Below are 20,628 nucleotides of genomic sequence, written 5' to 3'. Positions count from 1 at the left end.
TGCGAATTCCGCGTGTTTATCAACGAACGACTAAAAACGCAGCAATGCATTGCATTCGATAAATCCTCAGACTAATATCGACGCCACTCGCCCGGCATTCAGGAAATACCGGGTGGGCGGCGGTAATACCCTTACCGTGCTTTCATGTTGAATCGCTGTTCACCACAGGAGAATTGACATGCAGGAAACCCAGCAGATCGAATTGCTTGACTGGATGCAGGAAGACACGCACCCCGAGGCCGTCGACATGATGGTCGAGGATGCGGTGGTGCCGTTCGGCACCGCGCTCTGGCCGGTCTGAGCGGCCCGCCCGTTCCCGCGGAAGGGCTGCGGCCCTTCCGCCGCTTCCGGAGACACGCATGCTGAACCTGCATCGCGCGCTGGGTTTTCATCCGGCGCTGCGCGACAAGCTCGCACGCGGCGAGATGGGCAAACTGCTGGTCGGCTACGACACCCGCAATCGCGACACCGCGTTGCGCGCGTTTTCCGCCCTGCCCGACTCGCTCGACGCGACCACTCTCAGCCTCGAAAACACCGCACCCGACGACATCGCCGCCGCGCTCACGCAGGCCGATCTGTTCGTGCTGCTGTACGACTCCTCATGCCTGCCCACGCCGTCGCCGAGCGGCCCGCCGTTTCTTGCGGCGATCCGTCCCGCGATCGTCGAGCACTGGAACAAGTCGGTGCTGTTCAAGGATTACGGCCCGCATCTCGACGAGGCGTTCGCCGAATCGCTCGACGACATCGCCGCGCGCAACGCGCGGCTGATCGAAGCGGCCGCGCGCGCGTCGCAGATCCATTTCATCGACGAGGCCGGCAACCGGCTCAGCGGTTCGCTCGCCGCGGACCAGAAATGGACGAGCGTCGACGGCATGGGCAACCTCGACGTCGTGCCCGGCGAGATCGCGACGCACGTCACCGACCTCAACGGCTCGATCGTGTTCAGCGGCACGTTCCTCGGCACCGTGCCGTTCGCGATCAAATACCGCGTGGCCGAGCGGCTCGCGACGCTGCACGTGCGCGACAGCCTGATCGACGGTTTCGACAGCGACGATGCGGGCTTCCGGCGCGACTTCGCCGCCTATCTCGAGCGCCACGACAATCACCGGCGCATCGAGGAGTTCGGGATCGGCACGAACCTCGGCATCCGCGCGCTGTACGGCCGCAACGCCGGCTTCGAGGAACGCCACCCGGGCCTGCATCTCGGTCTGGGCGGCGGCGCGAACGGCAGTCATCATCTCGACCTGATCTTCGCGCGCGGCACGCTCGCGTTCGACGAGCGGATCGTGTTCGACGGCGCGTTCGCCGTCTGAGCGCGCGTCAGGCTTCGGCGGCGGCTGCGTCGCCGAGCCACTTGAACATCACGAAGCAGTCGACGAAGCCGAGCCGCGCATGCCGATACGCGCGCGGCAGGCGCCCGACGATCTCGAAGCCGAGCTTCTGCCACAACGCGACGGCCACGTCGTTCGTCGCGACCACCGAATTGAACTGCATCGCGAGAAAGCCGCGCTCGCGCGCCACCTGCTGCGAGTGCTCGCACATCGCGCGCGCGAGCCCGCGGCCGCGCGCGGCCTCGCTGACCATGTAGCCGCAGTTGCACACGTGGCTGCCGGGGCCGGCCGCGTTCGCCTTCAGGAAGTACGAGCCGAGCAGCTCGCCATCCTGTTCGGCCACCCAGGTGCAGAGCGGCGCATCGAGCCACAGCGTGCGCGCGGCTTCGAGCGTCGGCGCGGGATCGAGCGCGTAGGTTTCCTGCGCGGCGACGACCGCGCGGTAGGTGGGCCAGAAACGCGCGAAGTCGTCTTCGGTCATCGGGCGAAGCGTGATCATTGGGGTCCTTGCGGTTGAAAGATGGGAGCGGAGTGGCGCGCGCATCAAGGCTGCACCATCCACACGAGCACCACCGTCGCCGGCGCCGCGTGCATGTCCGCCGGCGGGCGTTCGAGCCTCGGCTCGACGTCGAGTGCCTGCGCAATCGCGGCCGCATCGTCGACCGTCGTCGTGCGCACGATCGTCATCAGCCGCGCGGGCCGATGCAGCGTCTCGCGATACAGCGCGCCGTACCACAGCGGCCGCGTGCCGAGCGCGTCCTGCAACACGTACGGATAACGCCACAGCCGCAGCACGAGACGGCTGTCCGGCCGCGCGGGATCGACGCGCACGAACTCGCGCCGCGTGCTCTCGCCGTGCGTGTAGCGCGGCAGCACCGGCAACGCGTCGGCCTGCGCCTGCGGCAGGAGCCAGCGCAGTGCGCTCGCGGGCGACCACGGCGTCGCGCGTTGCCAGCCGGCCAGCGACAGATGGCGATCGAGCGTATCCGACGTCGCGCACCATTGCAGCGGCAGATACTCCTCGCGATCGCCGCCGATCTCGGTGCGTCGCACCGGCACGCGCTGCCAGCCGCCGCGCAGCCACTGGTCGACCGTCATCGCGACGACGTCGCCCACATGCGGACGCGCCGCGCGATCGAGCGCCCACTGCGCGGGCACGGTCCACACGCCGGCCGTCGCCGTGACGACCACCAGCGCGACCAGCGCGCCGCGCGGCTGCACGTGCTCGCGCACCTGCCAGTATGCGTAGGTGGCGGCCAGCACCGCGAACCAGGCGAGCCCGAGGCTCCAGCCGCCGATCAGCCCCGACAGCCAGGTGTCGCCCACATACAGCCGCGCGAAGCCGCCCAGTACGATCCACAGCACGACGGCCGTGACGACCGGCACGCGCCACAGCGCGGGCCGGTCGCGCGCGAGCAGCCAGCCGATGCCGCTGCTCGCGACGATCGCGAACGCCGCGTCGGCGTCGGGCAGCGGCACGTGCAACGTGCCGGGCGGCAGGCTCGCGGGCGTCGTGCCGAGCGCGCCGGCGCCGAACGCCGGCGCGAGCACGACCGCGACGCCGACCGTCGCCGCCCACCACGCCGACGTCAGCCAGCAGCGGTGGATCATCAGCCAGACGAGAAACGCAGCGGCGACGATCAGCCCCGTATCGCGTCCATGCAGCACGGCCAGCGCGCGCATCGCCGCATCGACGGGCGGCGTGCGCAGGTTCTGCAGAAATGAGTACAGCGCAATGTCGGCATGCGTGAGCGGATCGTTCGCGACGACGTCGCGCACGACGTCGCCGAACAGCCACACGCAGCCGACGAACAGCAGCGCGAGCACCGGCACGGCGCCCGGCAGCCGCCGAAGCGCTTCGATCGCCGCGTGCAGCCGCGTGCCGAAGCGCGGCCAGCGCCGCGCGCACGCGTGCATGCCCGCGGCGGCTATGCGGCGCAGCAACGGCCAGCCGCGCCGCAGCGTGAGGCGCACGCCGATCCATACGAGCGCGACGAGCGCGGCCACCACCAGCAGGATCGCCGCGACCCGCACGCTGATCGCGGCGGCCAGCGCGGCCGACGCACCGAACAGGATGCCGGGCGCGACGTGCACCGGCGCCCAGATCAGCGCCGAGACGATGTTGACCGGATAGAACGCGCGTCGCGGCAGCGTCGCGCATCCGACCACGACCGGCACGACCGCGCGCACCGGCGCGAGGAAGCGCGCGAGGACGATGCTCTTCATGCCGTGGCGCAACACGAACTGCTCGCCGCGCGCATAGGCGTTCGCGTAGCCGAAGCGCACCCAGCCGTTGCGAATCGCGCCGCGGTAGCGGCGGCCGACCTCGTAGCTGACGCCGTCGCCGACGATCGCGCCGACCGCCGCGACGCCGAGCGTCGTCCAGGCGTCGAGCGCGCCCGCGCCGACCAGCGTGCCGGCCGCGAACATCACGGCGCCGGCCGGCACGATCGTGCCGATCAGCGCGATCGATTCGGCACCGGCGACGACGAACACCACCGCCAGCACGAGCAGCGGATGCGCGCCGATCGCGGCCAGCCAGCCGTGGATCGCGTCGCTCATCGCGGGCCGCCGGGCATCACTGTGCGCCGCGCCGGCAGCGGGCGCATCGCGGCGGCGCGCGGCTTCGTCGATGCGCGTGCGCGCCCGTGGGCAGCGTCAGTCGAACTCGTGCTGCCGCGCGTCCGCCTCGAGCGGCGCGTCGTGGTAACCGACGGTCGCGATTTCGTGCAGATAGCGCGCGAGAAACGCGCCGATCGACCCGGCTTCCTCGTACTGATGGACATGACGAAACTCATGGGTGAGCAAACGCCGCGTGTCGTGGCCGCGCAGCACGAAGACCGCGTGGCCGAGCGTGAGGCCGATCGTCTCCGGCGCGAGCAGCCCGGAGTCGTGGGCGATCGCGCCCAGCGTCGGCGTATCGGGAAACGGCAGCCGATCCGCGATCACGACGCGGATGAGCTCCGGCTGCGCGACGCCGACGGCGCGCGCATCGGCGTGCTGCGCGCGCGTCAGCGGCGCGCCGTGCGCAAGCCCCTGCGCGGCCTGCGCACCGGCCCACGCGACGGCGTCGGGCAGCACGGACGGCAGGATGTGGACGAGATCGACCATCGTCGGGATTCCTTCGGCGGGACGCATTCCAATCGCTCACCAGTTTATCTCTTAAACAGGCCGGCCCGCGGTCCGCGGCATCGACCGGCGGCCGACGACCACGCGGAAACGCCCGCCCCGTCTGGCGCTGCCGCCTGCACCTGTACGCGGCGATCGTTTCGCTGCAATATGCATTCCCCGCTCAAGTGTCTCAAAAAGATACATCGGGCACACCGTTTGCCGCTGCGGCGGAATATATTGTTGGACGAACAGCCGCGGCCACGCGGCGCCATCCGGGAGAGAACCGCTCGATGATCAGGGTAATTCTGGCTGACGATCATGCAGTGATGCGCGACGGGCTGCGTCACATCCTGGAGACGGCCGGCGGCTTCGACATCGTCGGCGAGGCGAGCGACGGCGACGCCACGCTGGCGCTCGCCGAACGGCACGCCGCCGACGTGCTGCTGCTCGATCTGTCGATGCCGGGACCGACCGGCATCGACCTGATCCGGCTGCTGAAGAAACGCGCGCCGTCGCTGCGGCTGCTGGTGCTGACGATGCACGCGGAGACGCAATACGCCGCCCGCGCGTTCAAGGCCGGCGCGACCGGCTACCTGACCAAGGACAGCGCGAGCACCGCGCTGGTGGAAGCCGTCGGCAAGGTCGCGGCGGGCGGCGTGTACGTCAGCCCGTCGGCCGCCGAGAGCCTCGCGCGCACGCTGCGTACGCCGGCCGACCTGCTGCCGCACGAACGGCTGTCCGCTCGCGAGCTCGACGTGATGCGTCGCATCGTAGCCGGTCAGACGGTCACGCGGATCGCCTCGGAGCTGGCGCTGAGCGCGAAGACGGTCAGCACCTACAAGACCCGCATCCTGGAGAAGATGGATCTGCCGCACGAGGCCGCGCTGGTGCGCTATGCGGTGCGCCACGAGCTCGATCTCGGCGTGGGCGACGCATGATGGCCGCGTTCCGCATGCGCGAGCCGGCCGCCGCCGCCGACGACGACGCGCCACAGCCGTCGCACATGTTCATGTCGTCGCTGCCGCCGGGCCGGCGCGAGCGGCGGCTCGCGCTCGCGACGGTGCTCGTGTCGGTCGCGATCTTCGTCGCGCTCGCGCCGTTCGCGCGCATGCAGCTGCCGCGGGTATGGGGCTTCATTCCGGTGTACCAGTCGGCGATCGTCGTCAGCGACATCGTGACGGCCGGGCTGCTGCTCGGCCAGTTCGCGATCCTGCGCGAGAAATCGCTGCTCGCGCTCGCCGGCGGCTACCTGTTCACGGGCTTCATGGCCGGCACGCACATGCTGACCTTTCCGGGGCTGTTCACGCCGACCGGCCTGCTCGGCGCCGGCGAGCAGACCACCGCATGGCTGTATCTGTTCTGGCACGGCGGCTTTCCGTTGGCGCTCGGCGTATACGCGCTGCTGCGCGCGGCCTCGCGTACGCGCAGCCCATCGCTGCAGCGGCGCCGCGCGGCGGTTCCCGTGCTGCTGTGCATCGCGCTGACCGCCGGCGCGACCGCCGCGCTCGCGTTGCTCGCGACCGCCGGCCACGATTTGCTGCCGCGCATCATGGACGGCAACCGGATGACCGCGACGATGACGAACGCGATCGCGGTCGTCTGGGGGTTGAACCTCGCGGCGCTCGTGCTGCTGTGGCGGCAGCGGCGCCGTCACTCGGTGCTCGATCTGTGGCTGATGATCGTGCTGGTCGCGTGGCTGTTCGACATCGCGTTGTCGTCGATGCTGAACCACGGGCGCTTCGACCTCGGCTTCTACGCGGGGCGCACCTACGGCCTCGTCGCGTCGGCCGTCGTGCTGTTCGCGCTGCTGTTCGAGAACGGCCGGCTTCATGCGCAGACGGTGCACGCGCTCGCCGGCGCGCGCTATCAGCACCTGCTGGTCGTGCAGAAGAGCGCGCAGCTCAACGACGCGAACGAACGGCTCGAGCAGCGTGTCGCGGCGCGCACCGCGCAGTTGAGCGCGTCGAACCGCGACCTGCGGCGCGAGGTCGAGGAGCGCGTGCGCGCGGAGCGGGCGCTGCAGGCGTCGCGCGAGGAGTTGCGGGAAATCGCGGCGATGAGTGCGAGCGCGCGCGAGGCCGAACAGCGCCGCATCGCGCGCGAGCTGCACGACGAACTCGCGCAGACGCTCGCGACGCTGAAGAACGACCTCGAATGGCTGCTCGATCACGTGCCGCAGGAAGACGCGACCCTGGCCCGCAAGATCGGCGCGATGCACGCGCTCGCGCGCGGCGCGGTCACCGCGACGCGCCGCATCGCGTCCGACCTGCGCCCGCTGATGCTCGACGACCTCGGGTTCGCGGCCGCGATGCAATGGCTCGTCGAAGATTTCCAGCGCCGTCATGGGGTCGCTTGCACGCTGCGCGTCGAGCCCGGCGAATTGCAGCTCGACGAGCCGTATGCGACCGCCGTGTTCCGCATCGCGCAGGAAGCGCTCGCGAACGTCGCGCGGCATGCGGCCGCGTCGAGCGCGAGCGTGGCGCTCGCGTATCGCGACGAGACGCTCGTGCTGACGATTCGCGACGACGGCGCCGGCTTCGATCCGGGCGCGCCGCGCAAGTCCGCCTCGTTCGGGCTGGTGGGCCTGCGCGAGCGCGCCTACCTCGTCGGCGGCACGCTGCGCATCGACACGACGCTCGGCGAAGGCACGACGGTCGAGGTGGAGGTTCCGGTGGCGGCCGCGCATGTCGCGATCGCGTACGACGCACGCCACGCCGCGCGCACACAGGAATGACCGGCGAGGAGCACGCCGGCGCGCGCGGCGTGGCGCATCACGCCTGCGCGGCGACCATCGTGCGCTCGGAGCGCGCCCACGCGATCAGCGCGCCGATCCCGAGCAAGGCGAGGCACACGATCGGCACGATCATCGGCCCGAACGCGGTGCCCGTGACCTTGCCCGCGAACGGCATCAGGTTCTGGCTGAAGAAGCCGCCGAGGTTGCCGATCGAGTTGATCGCCGCGACGCTCGCCGCTGCGCGCGCGCCGGTGAAGTAGCGCGGCGGCATCGACCAGAAGCACGGATACAGCAGCGGAATGCACGCACCGCCGAGCACGAGCGCGATGAAGCGCAACGGTGTGGACGGCAGCACGAGGCTCATCAGGAAGCCGAGTGCGCCGAGCGCGGCGACGATCGCGATGGTGCGCAGGATGCTCTTCGCGCGGCGCAGCTTCGACGGCAGCCACACCAGCAGCACGACCGCGAGCGCCCACGGCAGCATGCTCAGCAGACCGTTCGTGCTGCTCGACACGCCGAACGATTTCACCAGCGTCGGCAGCCAGTACGTGACGCCGTACAGCGACGTCGACATCAGCATGTAGGTGGCCGCGAACAGCATCACGCGCGGATCGAGCAGCGCAGCCCACGGCTTCGCATGGACGGCCTGCGCCGGCTTCTCGCGTTCGAGCGCGGCGGCGACGATCTGCTTCTCGCGTTCGTCGAGGAACGGCGCCTCGCGGAACGATGCGGGCAGCACGCGGAACACGACGATCGCGACGAGCACGGCCGGCACGCCGGTCGCCACGAACACCCACTGCCAGCCCGCGAGCCCCCACACGCCGTTCAGGCCGAGCAGCACGCCGCCGACCAGCGAGCCCAGCATGTTCGCGAGCGCGCTGCCGAGCGTGAAGATGCCGAGCACCTTCGCGCGGTAGCTCTGCGGGAACCACAGCGTCAGGTAGTAGATGACGCCCGGATAGAAGCCGGCCTCGGCGATGCCGAGCAGGAAGCGCAGCGAGCAGAACGCCGGCATCGACGTGGTGAAGCCCATCAGCACGGTGATGAGCCCCCACGTCAGCATGATCCGCGCGAGCCATACGCGCGCGCCGTAGCGATGCAGCGCGAGCGTGCTCGGCACTTCGAACAGCAGGTAGCCGATGAAGAACAGCGACGACGCGAGGCCGAACGCGGCTTCGGTCATCCCGAGGCTGTGCACCATCTGCAGCTTCGCGAAGCCGACGTTCTGCCGGTCGATGAATGCGATCAGGAACATCACGACGAGGATCGGCAGCAGGCGCCGCGCGATCTTCGACATGATGCGCTGTTCTTCGGCGGACGCGGGGTCCAGGGTATCGGTGGCATTCACTACGGGCTCCTCCGTAAATCGGTTGCTGATCGGTTGAACCGGCGCGACGCGCGCGCCCGGCTATTCGGTGGTATCGGTTGAATCGGTGCTCAGCTCGGCCGGTATGCGTCGAGCATCGGCGCGAACATCTCGTGCCACGCGCGGGGCTTCGCCTTGATCGTGCCGGCGAGGTACAGGAAGTCGACGTAGTCCATCAGCTGGTTCGGCCGCACCGAGAAACGCGTGTCGGGCGCGGCCAGCATCTGCAGCACGTCGTCGTGCGACACGCCGACGCCCGACGACGCCGCATACAGCGCGGCCGCCGCGCGCGGGTCCTGCGCGATCAGCCGGTTCGCGTCGTCGAGCGCGCCGAGAAACGCCATCGCCAGCGCGGGCTCCGTATCGACGAGCCGCTTCGGCGCGAACACGACGTCGAGCGTCAGCGGCCCGAGCACGTCGACCGAATTCACGACGCGATGAATGCCCGGCTGCCGCAGCTCGAGCGTCGAGAACGGCGGCGACGTGAAGTGCGCGGTGATGCCGCCGTCGCGGCGGATCAGCGCCTGCATCGCCTGCGGGTGCGGCAGGTTCACGGTGATCGAATCGAGCTGCGCGAAATGGCGCGCGCCGAGCTGCCGGCTCGCGACCATCTGCAGCACCACCGCCGACAGCGACGTGCGAATGCCGGGCACCGCGATCCGGTCGGACGGCGTGAAGTCGCGCAGTGCGACGAGGCCCGGCCGGTTCGCATTCAGCGACAGCGACGTCGTCGACAGGCCGCTGATGCCGATCACCTCGACGTTCGGAATCCCGCGTGCGCGCGCCCACAGCTCGATGAAGCCCGGCGCGCCGGCCGCCGCGAAATCGAGCGTGCCGGCCATCATCGCGTCGTTCACGGAGTTGCCGCCGTCGAGCAGCACCCAGTCGAGGACGACGTCGCGCAGCCCATGCCGCGCCGCGTGACGCTCGAACAGCCGCTGCTTCTCCATCACGAGCAGCGGCAGATACAGCACGCCATATCCTTTCGAGATCCGTACCGTACGCGGCTTCGCACGCGCGAGCGGCGGTGCGGCCAGCAGGCCGAGCGCGAGGCCCGCGCCTGCGGCGACGAGCGCACGTCGGCGCGGCGACGTCGTCACGCGCAGCTCCGCGTGCAACGGAGATCGCACGCGGACCGGCCGGCGTGCGCTGCGCTGCGTCGCGCATGGGGCCGCGCGCTCGCGGTGCGCGTCAGATGCTGCATGTTGCCGTCTCCTCTGGTATTAATGCCGTCTTCGCTCGTTTCGGCTGAACACAGGTTATCGGGCGAGTCTGAGAAAATGCTGAGATCCCGCCCCCGGGGAAACCCGTAACCCTTCATTGCGAACGGCACCATGCGCATTCTCGTCGTCGAGGACGATGCCGAAATCGGCGCGGCGATCCGCGCGCGGCTCACGCGGCTCGGCCATGCGGTCGACCACGAAACCGACGGCGCGACCGCCAACAGCCTGCTGCGCGTCGAGCGCTTCGATCTCGTCGTGCTCGATGCGAACCTTCCCGGCCTCGACGGCTTCGCCGTGCTGCGCAACCTGCGTGCGGCGGGCAGCACGACGCCGGTGCTGCTCGTCACCGCGCGCTCGGCGATCGACGACCGCGTGAGCGGCCTCGGCCTCGGCGCCGACGACTACCTCGTGAAGCCGTTCGACTACCGCGAGCTCGATGCGCGCGTGCAGGCGCTGCTGCGCCGCAACAGCGGTCATGCGAACGACGTGCTGACGCTCGGCGGCCTCGTGATCGACCGCAGCAGCCGGCTCGCGGAGCTCGACGGCCAGCCGCTGTCGCTGTCGCGCCAGGAGTTCGCACTGCTCGAGATTCTCGCGAGCCGCCCGCAGCGAATCTTCTCGAAGGACGAGCTGCTGAATCAGTTGTTCAGCTTCGGCAACGAGCCGAGCGCGAACGCGGTCGAGCAGTACGTGACGCGCGTGCGCAGGAAGCTGCACGGCAGCTCGGTCGAGATCCGCACCGCGCGCGGGATGGGGTATCAGATTGCCGCGCACTGACTGGTTTCCGAAGACGCTGTTCGGCCGCACGCTGCTGCTGATCGCGCTCGTCGTCGCGACCGGCGCGCTCGCGCTCGCCGCGATCGCGCGCTACTACGCGGGCGTCGCGGCGGAGCGCGCGTACGACCAGCTGCTTGCAGGCGCGTCGATCCAGGTCGCGGAAAACCTCTACGTGCAAGGCGGCGTGCTCGCGCTGAACCCGCCGGTCGCCGCGCTGTCGACGCTGTCGCGCTACGACCTCGTCTACTACAAGGTCGTCGATTCGCGCGGCGTCGTCGTGGCCGGCTACGGCGATCTCGCGAGCCCCGCGACAGCGGCCGCCGCGAAGCAGGGGCCGGCGTTCGCGGACGCCGTGTACCAGGGGCATCGCGTGCGCACCGCGACCATCGCGCGCTACATGCCCGAGGAGAGCACGCCGGGCTGGGCGATCGTCACCGTTGCGCAGACAACGAACGCGCGGCAGCAGCTGACCAACGACATGAGCATCAAGGTGTGGACGCTGATCGTGTTGATGAGCGTGCTCGCGATCGGCGCAAGCGGGCTCGCGATCCGGCGCGGCCTGCGCCCGCTCGCGCAGATCGGCGCGATCATCGCCGCGCGCGACCCGGCCGACCTGCGGCCGGTGGCCGTCGACACGCCGAGCGAGATCGACGCGATCATCGGCTCGATCAACGGGCTGATGCGAAGGCTGGCCGAGCGGATCAACGCGATGCAGCGCTTCATCGCCGATGCAGCGCACCAGATGCGCACGCCGCTCGCGCGGCTCGACGCGCAGATCGAGCTGCTCGACGGCGAACACGATCCGGCCCGGCATGCGGCGCGGCTCGATGCGTTGCGCGCGACCTGCGCCGATGTCGGACGTCTCACCGGGCAGTTGCTCAATCACGCGATGGTGATCCACCGCACCGAGGCCGTCCCGCTGCAACCGGTCGAGCTCGTCGCGCTCGCGAAGGACGTGCTCGGCCGCGCGATTCCGCTCGCCGGCGCGCGCGACGTGGCCGTTGCGTTCGCGAGCGATGCACCGCAAGCGTGGATCGACGGTGATGCGATCAGCCTGCAGGAGGCGTTGTCGAACGTGCTGCACAACGCGCTGCTGCACGGACATGCGGACGATATCGTCGTGTCGGTCGCGACGGCGGGGAATGCAGAGGATGGCGTCACGCTCACCGTCACCGACAACGGCCGCGGGATCGCGCGCGAGCATTGGGACGCGGCGTTGCAGCCGTTCGTGCGGATCGCGGCGGACGGCAGCGAGCGCCGCACGGGCTCGGGGCTCGGGCTCGCGATCGTGCAGGAGGTGATGAAGGCGCACGGCGGGCGCGTCGGGTTCGCGTTTCCCGACGCGGGCGGGTTTGCGGTCGTGTTGACGTTTCCACGGGCGGTGGGGAGTGGGCGGGGAGCGTGAGCACGCAGCATACTGCCGCCGTCAGGCCGTCACGGCATCCCCGCCGAGATACGCATCGCGCACGCGTTCGTCGTCGAGCAGCGCCCTCGCCGGCCCTTCGAGCGCGACGCGCCCCGTCTGCAACACGTATCCGTAGTGCGCGATCTCCAGCGCGAGGCTCGCGTTCTGCTCGACCATGAACACCGTCACGCCCTGCCGGTTGATCGCATCGATGAGTTCGAGCACCTTGTCGACGTAGAGCGGCGACAAGCCCATCGTCGGCTCGTCCATGCAGATCAGTTTCGGCCGCGCCATCAGCGCACGCGCCATCGCGAGCATCTGCTGCTCGCCGCCCGACAGCGTGCCCGCACGCTGCGCGAGCCGCTCCTTCACGCGCGGAAACAGGTCGAGCACGCGCGCGTAATCGTCGGCGACCGCCGCGCGGTCGCCACGCGTGTACGCGCCCATCAACAGGTTCTCGCGCACGCTCATGTCGCCGAACAGCCGCCGCGCCTCGGGCACCGCCGCGATCCCGCGCCGGACGCGCTGCGGCGTCGCGAGCGACGTCACGTCGTCGCCGTCGAAGCGCACGACGCCGCGCCGCGGCCGCATCAGCCCGAGAATCAGCTTCATCGTCGTCGACTTGCCGCTCGCGTTGCCGCCGAGCAGGCTGACGATCTGCCCGCGGCCGACCTCGAAGCTCACGTCGAAATGCACCTGCACCGGTCCGTAGAACGTGTCGAGGTGCTCCAGTTTCAGCAGCGTGTCGGTCATCGCGAGGTCAGCTCCAGAAAATGGTGGGCTCATGCCGCCGCGCGCGCGGCGTCCGCATGGCGGCGCCCGAGATAGGCCTCGATCACGCGCGGATCGTGCCGCACGTCGCGCGGCGCGCCTTCGGCGATCTTCACGCCGTTGTCGAGCACCATCACGCGATCGGATACGCGCATCACGAGCTCGAGCTTGTGTTCGATCAGCAGGATCGTCAGGCCGCCCGCCTTCAGCGACTGGATCAGTTGCAGCATCTCGGCGGTCTCGGTCTCGTTCATCCCGGCGGTCGGCTCGTCGAGCAGCAGCAGGCGCGGGTGCAGCGCGAGCGCGCGGCCGATCTCGACGCGTCGGCGGTTCGCATACGACAGGCTATGCGCCGGGTGATCGATGCGCGGCGCGAGCCGCTCGCCGAATCGCGCGACGATGTCGCGCGCTTCGGCGCGCAACGCGGCTTCCTCGCGCCGCACCGACGCGGGCCGCACCAGCGCGCGCCATACCTCGGCCGCCGCGCCGAGCACCGGCCAGCCGCGTCGCGCCGCCCGCAGCCGCGCATGGGCGCCGATCAATACGTTGTCGAGCACGCTCAGGTTGCCGAACACGCGGCCGTGCTGAAACGTGCGCGCGATGCCGAGCGCCGCGAGCCGCTCCGGTGCGACGCCGGTGATGTCGCTCCCGTCGAACGTCACGCGGCCGGCGTCGGGACGGTCCGCGCCCGCGATCAGGTTGAACAGCGTCGACTTGCCCGCGCCGTTCGGGCCGATCACGCTCAGCAATTCGCCGTCGGCGAGCGTCAGGCTCGCGGCGTCGAGCGCGGTCACGCCGTCGAAGCGGCGTGTCAATCCGCGCACGTCGAGCAACGGTCGACGAGTGGTCATCGCATTTCTCCTTACACGGTGCCGAGCAGGCCCTGCGGCCGGAACCGGACGAGCAGCACCAGCACGACGCCGTAGATCAGCATCCGATAGTCGGCCGCCCAGCGGAACAGCTCGGGCAGCCCGATCAGCGCAACCGCGCCGACGATACCGCCAAGCACGTTGCCGAGCCCGCCGAGGATCACCATCGTCAACGCAAGGATCGAGACCTGCGAATCGAAGGTCTGGTGATTGATATAGCTGTACAGATGCGCGGCGATTCCGCCGCTCACGCCGGCCGCCACGCCGCCGACCGCGAATGCGATCGCCTTGTAGCGATTCGGCGCGATGCCGTGCGCGCGTGCGGCGACGTCGTCCTCGCGCACCGCGCGCAGCGTACGGCCGAGATGCGAGCGCAGCAGCCGCACCTGCAGCAGCGCCAGCACGACGAGCACCGCGAGTGCGAACCAGTACGCGGCGCGCGCGGTGCTCGCCCACGGCAGCGGCGCGATGCCGGTGATGCCGAGCGGGCCGCGCGTGAGGCCGTCCCAGTTCAGGATCACGAGGCTCACCACTTCGCCGATGCCGAGCGTCGCGATCGACACGTAGTGGCCGCGCAAGCGGAATGCCGGATAGACGAGCAGCGTGCCGAGCGCCGCGGTGATCGCGCCCGCACACGGGATCGTCACAGCCGGCGACCAGCCGAGATCCGACGACAGCAGCGCCGATGCATACGCGCCGATCACGAGCAGCGCCGCATGGCCGAGCGAGATCTGCCCGACCGTGCCGGCCACCAGCGTGAGGCTCAGTGCGAGCAGCCCGTACAGCCACGCGTTGGTCAGTGTCTGCAGCACATACGGCGACGCGCCGAGCCACGGCAGCGCGGCAGCCAGCACGATCAGCGCCGCGACGGCCGGGCGCGACACGCGTACGTGCCTCGCAGCGGCGAGGAAGGTGCCGGTCATCGGCTCGGGCGGCAGCGCGCGCTTCGCGCTGAACAGCCCGTTCGGCCGCCATACCAGGAACACGATCAGCAGCCCGAACGCGAACAGGTCGCGATAGCTCGTCCCGAACAGCGCGACGCCGTAGCTTTCGACGAGACCGAGCAGCAGGCTGCCCGCAATCGCGCCCGGCACGTTGCCGAGCCCGCCGATCAGCAGCGCGACCACGCCCTTGAGCGTCGCCTGGAAGCCCATCGCAGGATCGATGCTGTTGTAGTACATGCCGACCAGCAGCCCGCTGACGCCGCCGAGCGCGCATGCGATTGCGAACACGGCCTGGTTCACGCGATCGACGTCGACGCCCATTTGCAGCGCCGCGTCGCGGTCCTGCGCAGTGGCGCGCACGGCCCAGCCGAGCCGCGTGAAGCGCAGGAATCCGTACAGCAGTGCGGCCGCCGCGATGCCGATGCCCGCGATCAGCAGGTCGAGCGCGCCGAGCGTCGCGCCCGCGATCCGCACGTGCCAGTCGGGCAACGGCGTCGGCACGGCGCGCGGATCGGCGCCGAACACGAGCTGCGCGAGCTGATCGAGGATGAAACTGATGCCGATCGTCGCGAGCAGCGGCGCGATCCGCGCCGCGTGGCGCAACGGCCGCAGTCCGATGCGCTCGATCGCGATGCCGAGCGCCGCGCAGCCCGCGACCACCGCCGCGAGCGCGACGGGCAGCGGCAGGCCGAAGCGCGTCAGGCACAGCCAGCCGACGAACGCGCCCACCATGTAGACCGAGCCGTGCGCGAAGTTGATCAGATGCGACACGCCGAAGATCAACGCGAGCCCGACCGCGAGCAACGCGTAGATGTTGCCGACGATGAGACCGTTGAGCGTGTAGTCGAGCCAGGAAGCCATCACGATACGTCCGTCGAAAGCATGCGGGTCAGGGCGCGCGCTGGATCAGCGCGCGGCGAGCTGCGGCTTCGCGCCGTCCCACAGCGCCCACTGCCCCTGCTTCACCACGAGATAGACGGTGCGGGCGCCCGCGACACGGCGCGTCTGCGGGTCGAAGCGCACCTTGCCGAAGATCACGCTCGGCACGTCGCTCACCTTCGCGAAGCCGTCGTGCGCGGCCGCACGCGTGGTCCCGTAGCGGCGCAGCACGTCGGCCGACAGGATCAGCGCGTCGTACGCGCGCGCCACGAACGAATCGGGATCCGCATGATATTTCGCGCGATAGCGCTGCACGAACGCCTGCACTTCCGGACGCGGTTCGGCCGGGAAAAAGTTCGACTCGGTATAGACGCCTTCCACGGCCGTGCCGCCCAGTTCGAGGAATTTCGGCGAATACACGGAGCCGACCGCCGCGATCGGCAACGCGAGGCCCGCGCTACGCGCCTGACGCACGATCTGCGCGCCGTCGGCGTAATACGAGATCAGCACGATCGAATCGGGCTTCGACGCACCGATGCGCACGAGCGTCGAGCGGAAGTCCTTCTCCGCCGGCTGGTAGCCTTCGGCCGCGACGACCTGCGCGCCGAGCCCCGCCGCCGCCTTCGCGAAGATGTCCTTGCTCGTGCGGCCCCAGTCGGTGTTCAGGTACAGCACCGCAATCCGCTTGAAGCCGAGCTCCTTCACCGCGTAACGCGCCAGCAGCGGCTGCTCCTCGGCCTGACTGAGCGCGGTGCTCCACAGGTAGTCGCCGCCCTTCGTGAAATCGGGATGCGAATTCGTGAAGCCGAACTGAATCAGCTGCCCGCGCTGGTAGATCGGCGACGCGGCCATCGACGTCGCGCTGGAGAAGTCGCCGAGCTCGATCACGACGCGCGGATCGGCGACGAACTTCTGCGCGATCGCGACCGCTTGGCGCGGGTCGCTGCGGCTGTCCTGGAAATCCACCGCGAGCGGGCGGCCATGGATGCCGCCGCTGCCGTTGATCTCGTCGAGCGCGAGATCGAAGCCGCGCTTCCATTGCTCGCCGTATTGCGCGTCCTGCCCGGTGAGCGGTCCGCTCACGCCGATCACCAGCGGCTCGCCCGATACGCCCGCGGCGAGCGCGCCGCCCGTCGACAAACCCCATGCGGCAGCCAGCGCCGCAACCGTGCCCAGTGCGCGCCGCCATGCGCCGCGTGTGTCGATGCCCGATACCTTCATACGCCCCCCAGCCGTCCGCCAATCGAAAAGAGTGACGGCATGTAACCATCTGCCTCAGGGCGTTCCAACGAAGTTTTGCGCATATCGATATCGCACGCGGCGCGAAGCCGAACGCGTGCGTCGATGCATCGGCGTGCGGCGCACATGCACGGCGCGTGCGTACGCGGCGCAGCGCTTTGATTCGATTGAGGTTCGACATGCGCGGCCGTGCGGGACCGGCACGCATGCACGTAATCGAACTCCGCGCGGTGCGCCCGCGCTTCGCACTTTTCGCGCTGTCGATAGCGAAAATCATTATATGAATCACGCATGCTTGCGCTCCTACAATGCGCACATTGCATCATCGGAACGCGCCATGGAGTTGCATCAACTCGAAGCATTTTCGGCGGTCATGTCGGCCGGCAGCGTCACCGGCGCGGGCGAACTGCTCGGCCGTTCGCAGCCGGCCGTCACGCGGCAGATCCAGGAGCTCGAAGCCGATCTCGGCTATGCGCTGTTCGACCGGCACGGCCCCCGCGTCACGCCGACGCGCCGCGCGTTCCTGCTCTACGACGAAGTCGAGCGTTCGCTCGTCGGCCTGCGCGCGATCGAAGCGCGGGCGCGCGCACTCGGCGACGAAACGGCCGAGCCCGTGCGCATCGCGGCCACGCCTTCGCTCGCGGCCGCGCTCGTGCCGGCCGCGCTCGCCGCGCTGCCCGACGGCGCGCACGCGCCGCATTACCAGCTGCGCAGCGAATCGGCCGAACACGTCGTGCACGAAGTGCTGGCAGGCACCGCCGATATCGGCGTCGTCACGTTGCCGATCGCGCATGCCGGGCTCGACGTGCACTGGATCGCGCAAGCCCGTTGCGTCGCCGTGCTGGCCGCGGCCGATCCGCTCGCGACCAAGCCGCGTATCGCACTGCGCGATCTCGCGCGGCGCCGCATCGTGACGGTCGCGAACCGGCACCGGCTGCGCCAGCGCATCGATGCGGCGTTGGCCGCAGCACGTGTCGACGTCCGTGTATTCGTCGAGACCAACGCATCGCTGAATGCCGTGATGGCCGCGCGCGCCGCGCTCGGGATCGCGATCGTCGATCCGGCAACGGGCGTCGCACTGCCGGTCGAAGGCGTCGTCGTACGCCCGCTCGATGCGGACATACCGTTTGCGTTCGGCGTCGCGACGCCGGCCGGCAAGCCGCGCACGGCCGCCGTCGACGCGCTGCTCGACGCGCTGCAGCGCACGACGCGCACACTCCTCGACGGCGTGATCTTTCACGATGCATCTGTGCACGACGCGTGGATGCGCGGCGACCGGCCGCGCACCGACGGCGACGCGCGCCCGGCTTGCGCGACGCGCCCTACCCGATCGACCCGAACCGCGCACGCGCGCGGCGCCCGCAAGGAGGCCGCATGACGGCGACGCCCGACACACTCGCGGCACTGGAAGCACGTGTCGCGCAGGACCTGCGCTGGCTCGACCTGCCCCCGCCGTCGTGGGTGCCGCCGCGCGAGGTCGACGGTGCGCGCGTACTCGACGTCGCGATCGTCGGCGGCGGCATGGCAGGGCTCGCGGCGTCGGCCGAGCTGCGTCTGCTCGGCATCGACAACCAATGCGTGATCGACCGCGCGCCGGCCGGCTACGAAGGCCCGTGGGTCACCTTCGCGCGGATGGAGACGTTGCGCTCGCCAAAGCAGCTCGCCGGCCCCGCGCTCGGGCTCCCCGCACTGACCTTTCGCGCGTGGTTCGAAGCCTGCCACGGCCACGACGCATGGGATGCGCTCTACAAGATCCCGCGCACGCAGTGGATGGACTATCTGCGCTGGTACCGCCGCGTGCTCGACCTGTCGGTGCACAACGACACCACGCTCGTCGCACTGCGCCCGCGTGACGACGGCCTGCTTGCGCTCGACTTGCAAGCGAGCGGCGCAACGCGGACGGTGCTCGCGCGTCACGTCGTACTGGCGACCGGCCGCGACGGACTCGGCGGCCCGTACGTTCCGCCCGTCGCGCAACGCGTGCCGCGCACGCGCTGGGCGCATTCGTCCGAGCCGATCGATTTCGCGGCGCTCGCCAGCAAGCGCGTCGGCGTGGTGGGCGCGGGCGCGTCCGCGTTCGACAATGCCGGTACCGCACTCGAGGCAGGCGCCGCTCGCGTCGACCTGCTGTTCCGTCGCGCGGACATTCCGCGCATCAACAAGCTGACCGGCATCGGCAGCCCGGGCCTCGTGCATGGCTTCGCCGCGCTCGACGACGCGACGAAGTGGCGCTTCATGCACTATGCGCTGACGTCGCAGACACCGCCGCCGCGCGAGAGCGTGCTGCGCGTGTCGCGGCACCCGCACGCGTACTTCCATGCGGCCAGCCCGATCGAAACGCTGGTCGACGCTCATGACGGGCTGCAGGTCGTCACGCCGCGCGGTCGCTACACGGTCGATTTCCTGATCTTCGCGACGGGCTTCCATTCCGATTGGACCACGCGCACGGAATTCGCATCGTTCGGGCCGCATGTGCGGCGCTGGAAGGATCGCTACCAACCGCCGCCCGGCACCTGGCTCGACGAACTCGCCGAGTCGCCCGATCTCGGTCCCGCGTTCGCGTTCCAGGAACGCGAGCGCGGCGCATGCCCAGCCGTCACGCGCATCCACTGCTTCAACAATGCGGCGAGTCTGAGCCACGGCAAGCTGTCCGGCGACATCCCCGCGATCAGCGCGGGCGCGGGACGGCTCGCGCGCGGCATCGCGAGCCGGCTGTTCGACGACGATCGCGACCGCCACTACGACGCGCTCGTCGCGTTCGCCAACGCGGAGCTGCATGGCGACGAATGGCGCGACGCCGACGCGTGGACGGCGCCTTCCACGACACCCGTGACCACCGGAACCCACCACGATGATTGATACCCAACCGCCGGCCGCCGCGCCGGATACGATCGACGCGGTCGCCGGGCTGCGCGACGACAGTCCGGTCGCCGCACTGCGCCGCGCGCGCGAGAAGGTGCTGCGCCATACGCAGTTGAGCGAAGCCGCGCTGTTCGATGCCGCGCTGCCCGATCTTTCGCTCATCGAGCGTCTGCATGCGGCGCGCTACGTCGCGCAGCGATCGAGTGCGCACGCACTCGCCGCGACCTACCACGCGCGGCTGATCGAGGCGGGCGGCACGCCGGACGACATCGCGCGCGCCGACGCCGACGCATTCGATGCGCTGCCGCGCCGTCTGGGTGCGCTGCTCGCGCATGCGCGGCGCCTGACGCTGTCGCCCGTCGACGCACACGCGTCCGATCTCGCCGCACTGAAGTCGGCGGGATTCACGACGGCGGCAATCGTTGCGTTGTCGCAGCTCGTCGCGTTCGTCGCGTATCAGCTGCGCGTCGCGGCGGCGGCCAGCGCGTTGCACACGCGCGTCGCGCGGGAGGCCGCATGACCACGGTCACCTCCCACGGCTTCACGTCCGACACGCTCGGCTGGCGTGCGTGGCTCGATACGGTGCCGCTCGAACGCGCCACCGCGGAGCAGCTCGACGTGCTCGAGGCGAGCCATCCGCACGCAAAGACGTCCGACTATTACCTGCTGCTCGTGCATCAGCCCGAGATCCTGCGGCAACGCTCGGCCGTGTTCAACGCGATCATGTACGGCCCCGGCGGACTGTCGCGCGCGGAGCGGGAACTGGCGAGCACGGTGGTGTCGCGTGTGAATGGCTGCGTGTACTGCGCATCGGTCCATGCGCAACGCTTCACGCAGCTCGCGAAACGCAGCGATTCGATCGAGCAGGTATTTGAAGACCCATCGACGGCGGGGACGAACGCGCGCGAACGCGCGATCGTCCGCTATGCGATCGCGCTAACCGAGCGGCCCGACACGGTGGACGACAGCGACATCGCCGCGCTCGAGGCCGCGGGACTCGCTCATGACGAAATACTCGACCTGTCGCATGCGATCGCGATCTTCGCGTGGGCGAACCGCTTGATGCTGACGCTCGGCGAACCGGTGTTTCCGCAGGCCACGACGAACACTTGACGGT

The 20,628-nt window shown here is 69.9% G+C and carries 19 protein-coding genes; 10 read left to right on the top strand and 9 right to left on the bottom strand.

Annotated elements, in window-relative coordinates:
• Positions 1 to 178 precede the first annotated feature (178 nt).
• On the top strand, positions 179 to 301 hold the full coding sequence (locus tag MBR110_RS32130; protein WP_006479692.1) for a hypothetical protein: 123 nt from the start codon (positions 179 to 181) through the stop codon (positions 299 to 301).
• A gap of 58 nt (positions 302 to 359) precedes the next feature.
• Positions 360 to 1,313, top strand: a complete 954-nt coding sequence (locus tag MBR110_RS15240; RefSeq protein ID WP_175994661.1) for a leucyl aminopeptidase — start codon at positions 360 to 362, stop codon at positions 1,311 to 1,313.
• A 7-nt stretch (positions 1,314 to 1,320) separates the two neighbouring features.
• On the opposite strand, the gene MBR110_RS15235 is transcribed toward MBR110_RS15240, so the two are convergent.
• From MBR110_RS15235 to MBR110_RS15225, 3 genes are all read right to left on the bottom strand, one after another.
• The gene (locus MBR110_RS15235) at positions 1,321 to 1,830 is read right to left on the bottom strand and encodes a GNAT family N-acetyltransferase (RefSeq protein WP_011881401.1); all 510 of its coding nucleotides are present in this window, start codon (positions 1,828 to 1,830) and stop codon (positions 1,321 to 1,323) included.
• Positions 1,831 to 1,874: 44 nt separating this feature from the next.
• Entirely contained in the window at positions 1,875 to 3,893 is a 2,019-nt protein-coding gene (locus MBR110_RS15230) for an LssY C-terminal domain-containing protein (RefSeq protein ID WP_181709391.1), read from the bottom strand.
• A gap of 96 nt (positions 3,894 to 3,989) precedes the next feature.
• Positions 3,990 to 4,442, bottom strand: coding sequence for a hypothetical protein (locus tag MBR110_RS15225; RefSeq protein WP_046425990.1), 453 nt, complete (start codon positions 4,440 to 4,442; stop codon positions 3,990 to 3,992).
• Between the two features lie 290 nt (positions 4,443 to 4,732).
• On the opposite strand from MBR110_RS15225, the gene MBR110_RS15220 reads away from it, so the two are divergent.
• Together MBR110_RS15220 and MBR110_RS15215 are read left to right on the top strand one after the other, a co-directional pair.
• A complete protein-coding gene (locus MBR110_RS15220; RefSeq protein ID WP_011881398.1) occupies positions 4,733 to 5,380 on the top strand; it encodes a response regulator in 648 nt (215 codons plus the stop codon).
• Positions 5,377 to 7,176, top strand: coding sequence for a sensor histidine kinase (locus tag MBR110_RS15215; RefSeq protein WP_059735639.1), 1,800 nt, complete (start codon positions 5,377 to 5,379; stop codon positions 7,174 to 7,176). Before MBR110_RS15220 ends, MBR110_RS15215 begins: the two co-directional genes overlap by 4 nt.
• Positions 7,177 to 7,213: 37 nt before the next feature.
• Here the strand turns inward: MBR110_RS15215 and MBR110_RS15210 are convergent, their stop codons facing one another.
• Entirely contained in the window at positions 7,214 to 8,524 is a 1,311-nt protein-coding gene (locus MBR110_RS15210; protein WP_014724483.1) for an MFS transporter, read from the bottom strand.
• A gap of 89 nt (positions 8,525 to 8,613) precedes the next feature.
• Complete coding sequence (locus tag MBR110_RS15205) at positions 8,614 to 9,642, bottom strand: ABC transporter substrate-binding protein (protein ID WP_059462088.1); 1,029 nt, start codon at positions 9,640 to 9,642, stop codon at positions 8,614 to 8,616.
• A 234-nt stretch (positions 9,643 to 9,876) separates the two neighbouring features.
• Between MBR110_RS15205 and MBR110_RS15200 the strand changes: the two genes are divergently transcribed.
• Positions 9,877 to 10,542, top strand: a complete 666-nt coding sequence (locus MBR110_RS15200) for a response regulator transcription factor (protein WP_011881394.1) — start codon at positions 9,877 to 9,879, stop codon at positions 10,540 to 10,542.
• Entirely contained in the window at positions 10,529 to 11,947 is a 1,419-nt protein-coding gene (locus tag MBR110_RS15195; RefSeq protein WP_011881393.1) for a sensor histidine kinase, read from the top strand. The genes MBR110_RS15200 and MBR110_RS15195 overlap by 14 nt, the downstream gene beginning before the upstream one ends.
• Before the next feature lie 21 nt (positions 11,948 to 11,968).
• On the opposite strand, the gene MBR110_RS15190 is transcribed toward MBR110_RS15195, so the two are convergent.
• From MBR110_RS15190 to MBR110_RS15175, 4 genes are read right to left on the bottom strand one after another with little or no spacing between them, the layout of a single operon-like run.
• Positions 11,969 to 12,700 (bottom strand): ABC transporter ATP-binding protein, encoded by a 732-nt coding sequence (locus MBR110_RS15190; protein ID WP_011881392.1) that lies wholly within the window; start codon positions 12,698 to 12,700, stop codon positions 11,969 to 11,971.
• Positions 12,701 to 12,729: 29 nt separating this feature from the next.
• Positions 12,730 to 13,569 (bottom strand): ABC transporter ATP-binding protein, encoded by an 840-nt coding sequence (locus MBR110_RS15185; RefSeq protein ID WP_011881391.1) that lies wholly within the window; start codon positions 13,567 to 13,569, stop codon positions 12,730 to 12,732.
• A gap of 11 nt (positions 13,570 to 13,580) precedes the next feature.
• Positions 13,581 to 15,392 carry an ABC transporter permease gene (locus tag MBR110_RS15180; protein ID WP_059735635.1) on the bottom strand — a complete coding sequence of 604 codons (1,812 nt, stop codon included), beginning with the start codon at positions 15,390 to 15,392 and terminating at the stop codon, positions 13,581 to 13,583.
• Between the two features lie 45 nt (positions 15,393 to 15,437).
• A complete protein-coding gene (locus tag MBR110_RS15175) occupies positions 15,438 to 16,631 on the bottom strand; it encodes an ABC transporter substrate-binding protein (RefSeq protein WP_059735634.1) in 1,194 nt (397 codons plus the stop codon).
• A gap of 355 nt (positions 16,632 to 16,986) precedes the next feature.
• On the opposite strand from MBR110_RS15175, the gene MBR110_RS15170 reads away from it, so the two are divergent.
• The 4 genes from MBR110_RS15170 to MBR110_RS15155 are packed head-to-tail and all read left to right on the top strand — an operon-like array spanning position 16,987 to position 20,624.
• Entirely contained in the window at positions 16,987 to 18,027 is a 1,041-nt protein-coding gene (locus MBR110_RS15170; protein ID WP_059668419.1) for a LysR family transcriptional regulator, read from the top strand.
• Positions 18,024 to 19,508, top strand: a complete 1,485-nt coding sequence (locus MBR110_RS15165) for an NAD(P)-binding domain-containing protein (RefSeq protein WP_059735662.1) — start codon at positions 18,024 to 18,026, stop codon at positions 19,506 to 19,508. The genes MBR110_RS15170 and MBR110_RS15165 overlap by 4 nt, the downstream gene beginning before the upstream one ends.
• A complete protein-coding gene (locus MBR110_RS15160) occupies positions 19,501 to 20,031 on the top strand; it encodes a CMD domain-containing protein (RefSeq protein WP_011881386.1) in 531 nt (176 codons plus the stop codon). The genes MBR110_RS15165 and MBR110_RS15160 overlap by 8 nt, the downstream gene beginning before the upstream one ends.
• Complete coding sequence (locus MBR110_RS15155; RefSeq protein ID WP_034194900.1) at positions 20,028 to 20,624, top strand: peroxidase-related enzyme; 597 nt, start codon at positions 20,028 to 20,030, stop codon at positions 20,622 to 20,624. The genes MBR110_RS15160 and MBR110_RS15155 overlap by 4 nt, the downstream gene beginning before the upstream one ends.
• The last annotated feature ends 4 nt before the right edge of the window (positions 20,625 to 20,628 follow it).

It is taken from the genome of Burkholderia sp. MBR-1 (assembly GCF_013822785.1).
GTDB classification, from domain to species: Bacteria; Pseudomonadota; Gammaproteobacteria; order Burkholderiales; family Burkholderiaceae; genus Burkholderia; species Burkholderia vietnamiensis.
Note: the sequence above shows the minus strand (reverse complement) of the source record. Positions and strands in the feature narration are given on the sequence as shown.

Excerpts from the sequence above, each read along its gene's own strand:
- MBR110_RS15240 (WP_175994661.1), top strand. The coding sequence starts at position 360 with ATGCTGAACCTGCATCGCGCGCTGGGTTTTCATCCGGCGCTGCGCGAC.
- MBR110_RS15155 (WP_034194900.1), top strand. The coding sequence starts at position 20,028 with ATGACCACGGTCACCTCCCACGGCTTCACGTCCGACACGCTCGGCTGG.
- MBR110_RS15185 (WP_011881391.1), bottom strand. The coding sequence starts at position 13,569 with ATGACCACTCGTCGACCGTTGCTCGACGTGCGCGGATTGACACGCCGC.
- MBR110_RS15200 (WP_011881394.1), top strand. The coding sequence starts at position 9,877 with ATGCGCATTCTCGTCGTCGAGGACGATGCCGAAATCGGCGCGGCGATC.
- MBR110_RS15180 (WP_059735635.1), bottom strand. The coding sequence starts at position 15,392 with ATGGCTTCCTGGCTCGACTACACGCTCAACGGTCTCATCGTCGGCAAC.
- MBR110_RS32130 (WP_006479692.1), top strand. The coding sequence starts at position 179 with ATGCAGGAAACCCAGCAGATCGAATTGCTTGACTGGATGCAGGAAGAC.
- MBR110_RS15225 (WP_046425990.1), bottom strand. The coding sequence starts at position 4,442 with ATGGTCGATCTCGTCCACATCCTGCCGTCCGTGCTGCCCGACGCCGTC.
- MBR110_RS15235 (WP_011881401.1), bottom strand. The coding sequence starts at position 1,830 with ATGATCACGCTTCGCCCGATGACCGAAGACGACTTCGCGCGTTTCTGG.
- MBR110_RS15215 (WP_059735639.1), top strand. The coding sequence starts at position 5,377 with ATGATGGCCGCGTTCCGCATGCGCGAGCCGGCCGCCGCCGCCGACGAC.
- MBR110_RS15170 (WP_059668419.1), top strand. The coding sequence starts at position 16,987 with ATGGAGTTGCATCAACTCGAAGCATTTTCGGCGGTCATGTCGGCCGGC.
- MBR110_RS15220 (WP_011881398.1), top strand. The coding sequence starts at position 4,733 with ATGATCAGGGTAATTCTGGCTGACGATCATGCAGTGATGCGCGACGGG.
- MBR110_RS15190 (WP_011881392.1), bottom strand. The coding sequence starts at position 12,700 with ATGACCGACACGCTGCTGAAACTGGAGCACCTCGACACGTTCTACGGA.
- MBR110_RS15230 (WP_181709391.1), bottom strand. The coding sequence starts at position 3,893 with ATGAGCGACGCGATCCACGGCTGGCTGGCCGCGATCGGCGCGCATCCG.
- MBR110_RS15160 (WP_011881386.1), top strand. The coding sequence starts at position 19,501 with ATGATTGATACCCAACCGCCGGCCGCCGCGCCGGATACGATCGACGCG.
- MBR110_RS15165 (WP_059735662.1), top strand. The coding sequence starts at position 18,024 with ATGACGGCGACGCCCGACACACTCGCGGCACTGGAAGCACGTGTCGCG.
- MBR110_RS15175 (WP_059735634.1), bottom strand. The coding sequence starts at position 16,631 with ATGAAGGTATCGGGCATCGACACACGCGGCGCATGGCGGCGCGCACTG.